Consider the following 12,913-nt stretch of genomic DNA (forward strand, 5'->3'; position numbering starts at 1 on the left):
TAAAGTAAATACTTCTTCATAAAGTATGTTTTAAGGTTAAGAAAGGGTCAGGGGTGGCCCTTTTTTTTATCTTTATATTAGATAGGTTTCAATACCAGAGACTCATTAAATTTTCTGACAATCATATCCAGGTAGTACTTTATACGGGGATACTCATTTTTATTGTACACGGGTTTTTTGAATGTATAATTTGCGATAACCTCTACCATTTTATCCTTCTCAACATATTGGATATTTATGTTAGCCAGTTCATCATCAATCATATATGGGTCAGGTAAATTATCTACTACAAAACCCTCAGGTTTATCAATAACAATTTTAAACTCATCAGATTTTTTGTAGGTAAAATCTACCGGATACGATCTATTCTTTTGCGTCAATGAGTTCTTTTGTAATGCCAAGTTCAAAAATGGCTGAACTATAATATTGTCACCTATTTTCTCAATATCTTTTTCCCCACTAACAATTATTGAATATGGCCTGTTTGGCTGATCATAGTTAAATGACTTCAAGCTAGTAATTTCATCGAACTTTTCACTATAATATTTCAACATAGAAACAGAATCATCTTTAAATGCTTGCTTATAATTGTATGCATCATACTCTGTAGAATGAATAGACAAATTCACAGTAGACTTTAAATTCTCAACATCAGGCCTTATCGTAATATTTCTTACCTCTGCTGACATTTGAGAATTAGAAAGTTCAACCCAACTACCTGAAGCTCCATCAACAATAAGGCCTTTACCGTTGATACAATATGGGGGTATCATATTAAACGAAAGATATTTATTAGTCCCATCGGCTAAGAATGGGTGCTGTGTTCTTACTAAAACTAAAACGTAATTAAAGAAATGGCTGAATGGGTAATCTGAGGCAATTCTTCCATGATCTCTAGTGCTTATTACTACCGGATAGGCTGCTATTCCAGCCGCTTCGAGCAATTCAGTCAAAAACAAATTAATCTCCGCGGAATTTCCATTTTTCTGCTCAAAAAAATCTTTGGCTGTTTTGTTAGCATATTTACTATAATAACCATTCCACTTGAAATTTTGCTTTACATAGTTTACAATGGCCTTGGCTTTTTCCTTCTCACCCATTGAAGATATTGACAAATCATCTTGCAGAACTTTTTTAGCAAACCTTCCACAACTCTTTTGAAATTTCCCAAAGTAATCGTTTTTAACCAAGGACTTACTCAACTCAGGCCAGGTTGTGATAATAGATGTTTTGGCACCATTGGGACTATAGAACTTAGCCAGTTGGAAATCCATTTTCATGATGTAATCATTCTTTGTTGTAATATATGACTCATCCTTAAACGCGGGAACATCTGTTAAAACATAGGTATGAACATAGTCCTGAAATTCCACTCCATTACCCACATTTTGTCCATACATTTTAGCTACTGACCCCCATGTTCTATTTTCTTTAGAAATTTCTGAATTCTGATAATCGAACCTGGTTATGCCTTGCGCTATGAAGATGTATTCATAAAATGGAATCATCCTTGCAGTATATTTGCTGTATATCGTAGGAATAACATCTTGAAACTCCCAATCTGGCAGGTTAAAGTGAAATGGAGATTCTAAAACATATCTATATTCAATTATAGAACCATCCTGAATGTCTGGAAATACAAACTTCTTGATTCGCCACCTGTCATTAAACTGTTCTTCAAACATCGAAGAAGAATTAACTCTTTTACGCACAACACCTCCATCTTCAACATTGTAGGTATATGCTTCTATAGACTTAATATTTTCTGTTTTTCCGTAACCATCCACATAATAGGGTATAGAGACTTCTGCTACATCACTTGCTGATTTGTCAAAAATCTTAATGCGCTTGGTTCTTGTAAAACTGATGTCGTAGCCACCATTTGGGGTATCCACGAACTTTGTTTCTCCAATATCAAACAGGATTACAGCTTGGGCTTCTGGATCTTTATCGTATTCTGTCAAGGCTAATTCATCCCTATTAATTTTACCGAATTCCTGAGAAAAGTCCTGACCAAAAGAAGGACTGGATGCTATAGCTAGAATTACAAAAAAAAGTTTTTTCATAATTTATTGTCTAAGATGATAGATTCTTTTTGTGCTTTATTTACTGATTCGAAAAAATCATAAAACTCCTGATATTCTTTTAATGGACACTCTCCACTATATAATTGAAAATGCTTTGCAACAGTTATTTCTCCATTGCTATAAGAATTTCTTTGTTTATAGAAGCCAAATTTAGTTTCAATAAGTATATCCTGAGGTAATTCTACATTACCAGACTTTTCAGAGTTAACCTTATATTTAATTATATATTCTTTATTAAGAGGGTGCCTTACAAGTAATGGATTCTTTCTAAACATAGGTTTTTCCAGTTCTGGTAGCTCTAGTTTATAAGGGGTGATAACTCTTATTGAACCCAATAAACGGATTTGATTTTCGACTTTAAGACTAACCTTTAAATTCAAATCAAAAGCATCCCTATCAAAGTTAACGACATTGTAGTTGAGCAATTCTGAGTCTTTAACCCTAAAGTCCTTTGCAACCTGAGAATTGAATGTCTTGGTGGTAGCTTGTTGCTTTAGATACCTATAATTCTCAAAAGCATCACCTCTGAGTATGGCATCGATTTGAAGTATCCCATTGCCTAAGTCATCAATATCAAACAATACCTTTCTAATATTGTGCACTTCCTTTAAACTTAATGCTGGTGAATTGACCAACTTACTTTCTTTCAAACCAACGGTTAAGGCCTTCCTATTTTGAGTAAATGTTCCGTTGTAAGCAAAAGGTAAATAGTCTGAAGTATTTTCTAACCAAAGTGTATCACCCTTAAATGGAACTGTTAATACAACATGATTAAACTGCTGAAATGGGAACTCTTCAATAATTCGCTCAGCATGGTCACCAGCATTGATTACTGTATAGTAGGAATTAATGCCAGCATACTTTAGCAGGGCTTTCATGTATATAGTAAGCGCCTTACAATCACCATATTTATTGGTACAGACATAGGCCGCTGAATAAGGTTTTAACCCCCCAATATCAATGGCTACATTAATGTACCTGGTATGGTCCTGTAGATGATAGTAAAGATTCCTAACCATTTCTAGAGTATCAGAAGATTGTTCTATTATTTTGTCAATCTTCGTTTTTTCTGAGGATGTCAAGTAGTCTAAACCTTCATTCAGTTTAACATGCCAGTCTCCATATGATTTCCATGAACTACTATTTCCCTCTACTCCATAATAAAACGTCTCTGGAATAGTGAGTACATGAGGATAATGTTCCTGTAATGGCGCAGAATAAGACTCTTCTCCTATTCTGATTAAATAACTAGATTTAAAAGTCAAAATCCTACGCTCGTTAGTAAGTTCTTCCTTTTTTTCTGAAACATCCCTAATATGAATATTGTACTTATAAGATTCTGGTAGGTCAATTGTTAAATTGGCATTAATTGTTTTCACCGTAGTTCTATAGATCGGTGTCCAACCAGAGAGATAATTGAAGTTATCATTAACTGTTTCATATGAGTATCTAAACGTATATGGAAACACATTATAGGTAAGATCAAACTCCTTATATAAATCATCTTCAAAGAAGGTACCATCTGAAATATAAGCCTTGGTCTCAATCTCCTTGTTTTTGAGCTTTCTAACAACGTTTCCTTTATTGTCAAATATTTCTGCCTTTAAAGATTTCACTTCGTCAGAAGCATTGTAGCGAATGTAAATTTTTGAAATCCACAATTCCTCTGGGCTATTAACTTGTACCAAAACAGATTTTGAGGTGGTCTTTTTGCCATCATTTACTAAGATATAAGTATCATATTCCAACACTTGAGAATATGACATGAACGAGCAAAAAATTAAAGCAAGAAGAAATAGAAGAGGCTTGTTCACGAACTATGTAAAAAATATTATCCCATTTTAAACTACGAAAATATCAATTTGAATAATACATATCTAAATTATTATAATTTTAATTTATAGCAATCCCAAACATCGGGTGCAACTCCCTTTCTTTCAATAAACTAGCTAACAAAAAAGTTAGAGTCTCCTCTGGCATTTAGCGATAGTTTAGGTTTGTAGTTACAATATATTAGCTCTTTCCACTCCTGACACCAACATTAGATCCGCATTCAAAGGTTCTTTTCAACTGTAATATTTTAGATTTGCAACCATGAAAGAAAGCATGCACATAGCCATCTGTGGTAATATAGGTTCTGGTAAAACAACATTGGCATCTATGCTGGCCAAGCAGTTTGGATGGAAAGCCGAAATGGAGTCTGTGGAAGACAACCCCTATCTGGAAGACTTCTATGAAGATATGAAACGCTGGTCTTTCCACTTGCAGATTTACTTCCTAAACAGCCGCTTTAATCAGATTAAGCGGATCAGGGAAAGCAAAACCTCAACCATACAGGACAGGACCATCTATGAAGACGCCTATATCTTCGCAGCCAATCTATACAAATCAAAATACCTGAACGAACGTGATTACGGCAGTTATTTGACCTTGTTTGAATCAATGATCCAGCATGTGCAGGCACCAGATTTACTGATTTATCTTAAGGCAGACATCCCAAAGTTGGTATCGCAAATAGAAAAGAGAGGCCGCAGCTATGAAAACGCCATCAGACTGGACTACCTAAAAAACCTCAACCAACACTACAACGAGTGGATAAGCTCATATAAAGAAAGCAAGCTGCTCACTATCGAGATGAATGATCTGGATTTTGTTAACAAACCCGAAGATTTTTCCTCCATTGTAAACAAAATTGATGTTGAAATCAATGGCCTTTTCAGCTGATTTCAGTTCAACCGCACTTTTAAACTTTTCTAAAGTTTGGAACTTTAGAAAAGTTAATATCTAATAATCCGCTAATTTTCTAACGCACCGTCATCTACCCAACAAGCAATTAAATCTTTCTCTTCCTGGGTTAAAGACCCATTCTGTGGCATATTGCCACTTTGAGTCCGTGCCTTAATATCTGCAGCGTGGTTTTTGATCTCATCAAAGTCATTATAATCAGGTAAGGCAGCATTACTACCATTATGGCAATTACTTAAAATACAATTTGCCACAAAAATACTCTTCACCTGACTTTCAAAGGAAACCCCCGTTAGCACCTTAGCCGATTGGCTGGTTGAACAGCCATTGCCATCAGCTACGCTTACCTGATAATTGCCTGCTGCAAGACCGGTAAATGTGTTGCCTGACTGTGCACTACCGCCATTGATGGAAAATGTTAAATCCCCCTGTCCAGTTGCAGTTATGGTGAGACTGGCATTGGATTGCTCACAACCAGAGTTAGTTGCCGAAATATCGCTAATAGCCACTGTACTGGCAGGTGCACTTATTGTGACGGTAGAAGTTGCTGTACAGCCAAGGTTATCGCGTACAGTTATCTGATACTCTCCTGAACCTAAGCCAGTAAAAGTCTCTGAATCCTGAAAATCAGTGCCATTAATACTATACTCTAAAGCCGATGAACCTGTAGCTGCAATGGTTAGCTGTCCGTCATTGGACTGGCAATCTGATACATCCTGACTATCAACCGTACTTATAACAGGGCCATTGTCACAACTTGGAGTTGACGGCCCGGGATCAGAGTCACTACCACATCCAAAAAATGTCAATAGCAACAATAACATGGCAACATTAGCAATGAGTATTCGCTTCATTATTTATTATTTAAGTTTATATCTAAGATTTAAGAATGCCCCTGAACTGACTAAGTCAACCTTGCCTTCGCCAATGTCCTTAACAGGCATTTTTATGAAGGGTTCAAATTGAAAGGAGAGGTTTTTACTAATGGCACGCTCATAGCCAAAAGAAAGGTTGAAAATAGAGGCAATATGATTGTTCTCATTTGAGTAGCTCCTGTCCCACTCGACCAAATCATTCTTCTTTAGCTGATACCGCTCAGAAAGCATGAAATAAGATGACAGCCCACCAGAAACAAATACTGAAGAGTTGCTTCTTGTTAAAATCAGATAGCTCAGTGAGATGGGCACATCAAGTATTTTGCAGTCACCGTCCAGACGCTCAGTATCTGTTGAAACAGCGCCATAATAACCGTAAGAAGACACCTGATCTGTGGTAGAGTAATATTTTCTACTATGAATTGCCCCTGCTGACAACCTTAATTTTTTACTAAGCTGATAGTCAATGCTTATACCGAAATTGTTACCAACCTTACCTCCTTTAAAATAGCCGACCGAACTTACGTCTGGTGCAAACTGAAGCTTAATGGCAAATTTTGCAGTAGCTGGCTTAGGTTTTTCATCCTTATCCTCTGCAATGTGAGCAATGGGGATTTCAACTTCTGGAAATGGGAAAATCCATTCATCGGTTCCCTTATTTCTAAGGTAGTCAGGCCAATATTCAATTAAAGCAACATCCTTTTTTTCTATATGCTCATTAGCTTTGCTGCTACTACCTAAAGGTTTTGTGCCCGAATCAAAGCCATCAAAGCTTTCAGTACTGTTATTGGATATTAAATTGTTATGCTGAATATTATCTGTTTTAGTTTCGTCAACTTTCTTAATGGTTCTGCTACTTTCATTTGTACTAGTTAAACCTGTCGTCTGAACACCAGCTTCTTTGGTTTTTTCAATGTTCGCATCTTCTGACAGCTTAGCAGCAACCAAAACGCTGGAAGTTAATGATGGTTCAACACCCGTAACTGTGGCATTCTCATTAGCAGGATTAGAAGCCAAATTAGTTTGTTTTACTCCCCAATAAAGCGAACCAATCAGCGCAAGTATTACCAGTGATGTTCCTAAAACCCTTCCGGCAGGAAATCCAGGCTTGTTTTCCAGACGCTGGGTCATATCAGCCCATCCAGCATCATCAAAAGGGAAGTTCGCCCCTTCAGCAGCCTCCCTAAAGCGCCTGTCGATATCCTTATCTGATATATTGCTCATATACCTCCCTATTAGTCACTTTCAACATTTTCTTCAAATTCGCCCGTGCTTTCATCAAATTGGACTTAGACGTACTTACAGTTATACCGAGCTTCTTTGCTATTTTCGGATGAGTATAATTATCTATCACATACAAACTGAAGACAGTCCTGTATGCAGGGCTCAATTTCTGAATGAGCAGCAAGAGCTCCTCATAAGACATATCATCCATAACATTTTCACCAACCGCCTTATCATGTTCAATAATATCATCATGATTGTAATGCTTTTTATTGGCCCTGTAATGGTCTATGGCGGTATTGATCATTATGCGCTTGACCCAGCCTTCAAATGATCTGTCTATATCGTATAATTCAATTTTACTAAACACCTTGTAAAACCCATCATTTAATATTTCCTTGGCCTCTTCCATACTTTGGCTGTATCTTATGCATATGGCCAAAGCAAAGCTGTAGTAGTGCTTATACAATAAGCGCTGGCTTTCACGATCTCCATTTTTACAACCTTCTATTAAGACCATCATATACTAGTAATACCAAAAGCACGGCAATAATAAACAAAGGGTTGCCTGCCTGGATTTAATTTACCTAAAAGATCAGATTAATTAATGTTTAAACGTCATTTTAATGATCATAATCAAATTATGACATGATCAGCATCAAAGGCCTGCTCATAGGTGATCAATACCTTTACCATAGTAAAACTAGAAATCATGAAGGCTAAAAAACTCTTATGCGCTGTGGATAAATCCGTATCTGCTTTAAATGCGATTTGGTTTGCAAAAGCATGGGCAGAGCGCCACCAGATGACAGTAAATATTATCCATTCTGTAGGCAATGAAAAACTGAAGCCCGAAATCATTAATACTGCCAAAAGGGAAATGGTGGAATTTATGGCACAGAACAATATTACCGACCCTGTTGAATTTGTGAGTGGCGAGGTTTGCGATGTGGTTAATGAACTCAAGTATGATTACAACTTAATAGTAATGGGTAAAAAGGGTGCTAACCATACCAATAAATATTATGGTAGTAACGCAGCCCAGGTAATACAAACCATTGACCTGCCTGTATTTCTGATATGTGAAACCCCCTCTGACATCGCATTCAAGAAAATACTTTTTATCACCGATTTTAAAGACATAGAAAAGGAAGAAAATCTTGATACGATCAGGGATTTGGCCATGGAAAATGATTCAGAACTACACTTATTGCATATTTCTGGTGATGGAAGAACACTCAGCAAGCAAGAAATTACTGAAGTGAGAGAGCTACATGACATATTTGAGGATGTAAATCATGCCTATTTTGCCCTTGAAAGTGACGATATCATAAAAGGGATTAAGGAGCATATAAAAATTCACAACCCTTCCCTTCTTGTACTTATCCCCAGAAGAACCACAAGATTATCCAGCACATTGAGTCAGGCTATTGTAGATACTGACATCAATTTGCCAATATTTTCAATACATGCTTAACTTAAGCTAATGAACGTTAGAATAAAATTTCTTGGAGCAGCCCAATCAGTAACGGGCTCAAAATACCTGCTGGAGATTGGTGACTACAAGCTCATGGTAGATTGCGGCATGTTTCAGGGGCCAAAGGAACTTAGGCTCAGAAACTGGAGCAAGCTACCAGTGGAAGAAGAAACAATAGACGCTGTTATATTGACCCATGCCCATATTGACCATTCGGGCTATTTGCCAAAGCTGGTAAAAAATGGCTTTAAAGGCCCTATTTACTGTACGGAGGCCACGGAGGGCTTATTGAAAATAATGCTGCTTGACGCTGCCAAACTACAGGAAGAAGAAGCTGAATTTGCAAAAAAGAAGGGCTATTCCAAACACAGTACACCCGAGCCGCTTTTTAATACTGAAGATGCTGAGATGGTGCTACAACTACTGAAAACATCACCTTATGATTTTACCAATCAGGTGAACGGGTTTATAAATTTCAGTTTCAGCAATGCCGGCCATATATTAGGGTCCTCTATTGTTGAGCTATATATTAAAGGTGAGCTGTTGCAGAAGAAGATGGTTTTCTCTGGTGATTTGGGTGGCTATAATCAGCCATTGTTGGAAAGTCCGGCCGCAATTAAAGACACAGACATATTGCTGGTTGAATCCACTTATGGTGGCAAGGCAATAGACCATTCTAACTTTGAAGAGAATTTTGTCAACAAAATTAACAATGCACTAGACCGGGGAGGTTGTTTATTGATACCTTCTTTTGCGGTTGGTCGAACGCAACTTCTCCTCTACTATTTTCAAAAGTTTCAGTCTGAAGGACTGATACCTAAATGCCCCATTTATGTGGATAGTCCCATGGCCATTAGCACCACAAACTTATATCAGCAATACCCCGACTATCACACCTTATCACCCGATGATTTTAAAGGTGATGGACTTTTTGACTACCCTACCATTCATTATTACAAATCGCAGGAATCTTCAGTTACCATTAATGACCTGAGAACCAATGCCATAATTATCTCGGCCAGTGGCATGTGTACAGGCGGCAGGATATTGCATCACCTATATCACCGATTGCAGCGAAGAAATGATACGGTCTTGTTTGTAGGTTATCAGGCCTATGGCACAAGAGGCAGGCGTCTGGTTGATGGCGAAACTTCCGTGAGGATATTTGGTATTGATGTGCCTGTAGAGTGCCATATAGATAATTTGGTGGGACTCTCCGCCCATGCCGATATGAACGATCTGCACCAATGGCTATCAAACTTTAACGAGGCTCCTAAAATGACCTTTATAGTACATGGTGAGGTAGAAAACTCCATTGCTTTGGCCAACTATCTTAGAATAGACCAAGGTTGGGACAATGTTTATATTCCCAACTACCTCGAATCTTTCGAATTGTTTAGGGGGATTTGACCTAAAACAAAACACCCCTCGGGAACCTGGTCTCGAGGGGTGAATCGTTGTCTATAGTTGGCTTTATGTTTCAAGTATACGCACACGCTGGAGATTTGTATACTGTTTCTGGACAAAGGCCATTATTTGGCGGTGAGGTGCGTTTGAGGTCTGCTAGTTGTGTTAAAAAAACAGTAAGTGGAGAGTAGTAACGTCCCGGCTAAGAAACGTAGGGGCGTTTGAAGCACGAAACTTTCGATTAAGCACAAACTTTGATACGAGCCAAAAGCCTTGAATTTATTACTGTTTCGCCTATTTTTTATATACATTGTTAGCGTGTCGTATTTTCTAATCGACTCATAAGTCTTTGACAATAATTGTTCTCTGGATCAATAACCAATCCTTTTTTTACAACTTTTTCTGCCTCCTCGGGGTTGTTTTCATTTAATAGTAACCAACCTAATCTTGATAGGTCTGTAGCGTCACATTCATTCATTTTAGATTTAAATTTTTTGATAATTATTGAAAGCATTTCTCCCTTATAGTCATCAACCCTTGCATCATAATCATTATAAATATGGTTGTTTATCCTATTTGCAGCATCACTAATAGTTCTCAATTCAATATTGGGTAATTGTATTAACTCAATTAGAGAATGACTTTCTCCCTCCCAATCCTGCGTATGTTTACAGACATCAGCTAATTTAATCCAAAGAGCTTCTTTTTCAGAATGTGCAATATTATTCTTTAAGTATTCACGCAGATAGTATTTAATTTTATTATAGTCTCTGTATTCCTCAAAAATTTGTATTATATATTCGTAAGTTTTTGGATATTTGGAAGCTATATATTCTAATATTGGCAATTCTGTTTCGAATTCTGAAATAGAGCTAATTCTGTTTGAAATGGCTCTAAACTTACGCTCTATATTCTGAACTAATCCACTGCTTAAATTACTGTATGTTGTTGTTCCAAATTCCATTAGTAGTTTCCTGTCCGCAAGAACTTTTATTTTTTCAGGATAAACCTCCAATTCAGATTTACCAAATAGAGTCGCTGCTAATGGTACATTTATTATATCATTACCATTTTCATTAATTATATCAATAAAAGAACTTTGTCTAAGTTCTTCAATTGCAGCTTGAATATCCATTTTGTCATTTTCTGGTCTCCACATTACTGCTTCTACTGCAATCATTGGTATCATTGAATTCCAACTGCATAGTGTCATAAAAACTCTTTTAGCGGCTGGAGATAAAGTGTTAAATGTTCGCTTAAAAAGAGCTGAGAGTATTTTTTCTTGGTCAGCAACTATACGTTGTATTTTGGTAGCTTTTCCTCTTTTTGCAACTTCTCCTAGTAATATTTTTATTATATATGGATGTCCATCAGATTCTATTATTAAATTTTCAATATATTCCTTTGATAATAAATGATCAATTTTAAGTGAAGTAGCGGTGCTATTAATTAATTCTTTGCATTCATCTTCTGTCATACCTAAGATTTCAATCGGATAATCTGCCTTGAAATTTCTACTTATTCTTGAGGTAATTAATACTTTATTTGGGTTTCGTATGTATGTATTTATCCATTCAAATACTTCAATGGGATTTGTAACTGTTTCAAAATTATCAAATATATATAATGCCGTGCCAAAAGAATTTTTCGTTAGCTCGTTTGAAAAATATTGTATCGCATCTGCAGATTTTAATTTTGAGTCTAAAAGCGTACAATACTCTTTTGCTATGTCTTCAATATTTAAGATTTTTGTTTGGACTTGTTTAGGTCCATCTATTAAAAGATCTATGTCTCTAGCACTAAACCAAATAATTAATTCAAAACGATTAGTAGTTGTCAACTTTGAAACTATATCTAAAGCTAGAGAAGTTTTACCAACACCACCTTTCCCTAATAAAGTAACTATTGGGTATCTATCTTCTTGTAACAAAACATTTTTTAATTCCTTCTCTAGTTCACGCCTCGTAACATAGAAATCAGGTGACTTTGGTAAATTTGTATAACTATTTCCTATTAGTTCTAATTGCGAGTGTCCTTCAGTGTGGCTTCCTGGTAATTTGGTAATTGGTTGAAGAAAATCCTTTGCACTTTGAATCATTCTCTCATCACTTAAATAAGATATTGTTTCAAAATAGTCTTTCTTTAAATTACCGTTGGATATCCAAAAGTCAGTTAATTCAGCATTAGTAAAGAATAATTTAATTTCTCGTGGATAATCTAAAAAAACATAAATTCCATTAGTGAAATTGTGGGTAGCTTCTCTTTTTAAATAATCAAATTCCGAAACGTCATTTGTTAATTTTGATACACGGTATTTTCCGTTCAAATTTCTGTGCAGATGGACCCAAGAACGCTTAAAAGCACTAAAATTATTTACTATAAGCTTAATAGATTTTTCTAACTTAGGACATGCTTGAGAACAACAATTAACTTTTGGTGCTCCATGTCCCTTGGTTTTATTTCTTAAAAAAGTGAATAAATGAAACCAATTTCTTAATGGACTTTTTGTGGGAAGTTTGTCATGCTCAATTCCGAATATTGTTAAGCATTCAATAATAAGTTCTTGAGCTTCATATTGCCAATCAGTTTTGGTGGCTCTTTGAGTTAATTCCTTTAGCTCATACTCTCTAATAGCAGACGAAAGTTGTTGTGCCGCTGGGCCAATAACAATATCTTCGATTGCTTTTGAGAAATCACCAATAGCATTTGCTCTAACAAGATTATGATGAAGTCTATACTGTGTCCTATCAGTATCCTCATTTATTGTCGAAACTAAATATAGTGCGATTGTTTTAGTCAAAAATTCACCATAAAGAAGTAAATCGTAGAAATAGCCCAAATCGGAATCATCCTTTGATGCTTCTATCCTTGACTGCATTCTTTCAAAAGGAAAGTAATTCATATTCATTTTATTTTATGCACGCTAACAACCGAATATCAACAATTGCTGAAATCCACCTTATATCTAATGGCACATATCCGCAATATTTGTTGGGTATAGTGCACTTATCTTTCTAAAAGTAAGAATAATAAAGAATTTATTATATACTGAGGCATTAAATGATTACCTGTTGAAGGTAGTCAGCCCAACCAGGAAA

Annotated in this window: 9 protein-coding genes; 3 read left to right on the forward strand and 6 right to left on the reverse strand. The window is 36.2% G+C overall.

Going from position 1 to position 12,913, the window contains the following annotated elements; genetic code table 11:
• Positions 1 to 77: 77 nt before the first annotated feature.
• Together RIB54_RS03215 and RIB54_RS03220 are read right to left on the reverse strand one after the other, a co-directional pair.
• Complete coding sequence (locus RIB54_RS03215) at positions 78 to 2,066, reverse strand: transglutaminase family protein (RefSeq protein WP_350099243.1); 1,989 nt, start codon at positions 2,064 to 2,066, stop codon at positions 78 to 80.
• Entirely contained in the window at positions 2,063 to 3,853 is a 1,791-nt protein-coding gene (locus tag RIB54_RS03220; RefSeq protein WP_350099244.1) for a DUF3857 domain-containing protein, read from the reverse strand. Before RIB54_RS03220 ends, RIB54_RS03215 begins: the two co-directional genes overlap by 4 nt.
• A 328-nt stretch (positions 3,854 to 4,181) precedes the next feature.
• Here RIB54_RS03220 and RIB54_RS03225 point away from each other — a divergent pair, with 328 nt between their 5' ends.
• The gene (locus RIB54_RS03225) at positions 4,182 to 4,811 is read left to right on the forward strand and encodes a deoxynucleoside kinase (RefSeq protein ID WP_445902514.1); all 630 of its coding nucleotides are present in this window, start codon (positions 4,182 to 4,184) and stop codon (positions 4,809 to 4,811) included.
• Between the two features lie 71 nt (positions 4,812 to 4,882).
• Here the strand turns inward: RIB54_RS03225 and RIB54_RS03230 are convergent, their stop codons facing one another.
• From RIB54_RS03230 to RIB54_RS03240, 3 genes are read right to left on the reverse strand one after another with little or no spacing between them, the layout of a single operon-like run.
• Positions 4,883 to 5,686: a hypothetical protein gene (locus RIB54_RS03230; RefSeq protein ID WP_350099245.1), complete on the reverse strand. Its 804-nt coding sequence runs from the start codon at positions 5,684 to 5,686 to the stop codon at positions 4,883 to 4,885.
• Between the two features lie 6 nt (positions 5,687 to 5,692).
• The gene (locus tag RIB54_RS03235) at positions 5,693 to 6,931 is read right to left on the reverse strand and encodes a hypothetical protein (RefSeq protein WP_350099246.1); all 1,239 of its coding nucleotides are present in this window, start codon (positions 6,929 to 6,931) and stop codon (positions 5,693 to 5,695) included.
• A complete protein-coding gene (locus RIB54_RS03240) occupies positions 6,912 to 7,454 on the reverse strand; it encodes an RNA polymerase sigma factor (RefSeq protein ID WP_350064080.1) in 543 nt (180 codons plus the stop codon). The genes RIB54_RS03235 and RIB54_RS03240 overlap by 20 nt, the downstream gene beginning before the upstream one ends.
• Positions 7,455 to 7,643: 189 nt before the next feature.
• Here RIB54_RS03240 and RIB54_RS03245 point away from each other — a divergent pair, with 189 nt between their 5' ends.
• Together RIB54_RS03245 and RIB54_RS03250 are read left to right on the forward strand one after the other, a co-directional pair.
• Positions 7,644 to 8,408, forward strand: a complete 765-nt coding sequence (locus RIB54_RS03245) for a universal stress protein (protein ID WP_350099247.1) — start codon at positions 7,644 to 7,646, stop codon at positions 8,406 to 8,408.
• Between the two features lie 9 nt (positions 8,409 to 8,417).
• On the forward strand, positions 8,418 to 9,818 hold the full coding sequence (locus RIB54_RS03250) for an MBL fold metallo-hydrolase RNA specificity domain-containing protein (protein WP_350099248.1): 1,401 nt from the start codon (positions 8,418 to 8,420) through the stop codon (positions 9,816 to 9,818).
• Between the two features lie 310 nt (positions 9,819 to 10,128).
• Here the strand turns inward: RIB54_RS03250 and RIB54_RS03255 are convergent, their stop codons facing one another.
• The gene (locus tag RIB54_RS03255; RefSeq protein WP_350099249.1) at positions 10,129 to 12,717 is read right to left on the reverse strand and encodes an NB-ARC domain-containing protein; all 2,589 of its coding nucleotides are present in this window, start codon (positions 12,715 to 12,717) and stop codon (positions 10,129 to 10,131) included.
• Positions 12,718 to 12,913: the final 196 nt, after the last annotated feature.

Source organism: Fulvivirga sp., assembly GCF_040218215.1.
Lineage (GTDB): Bacteria > Bacteroidota > Bacteroidia > Cytophagales > Cyclobacteriaceae > Fulvivirga.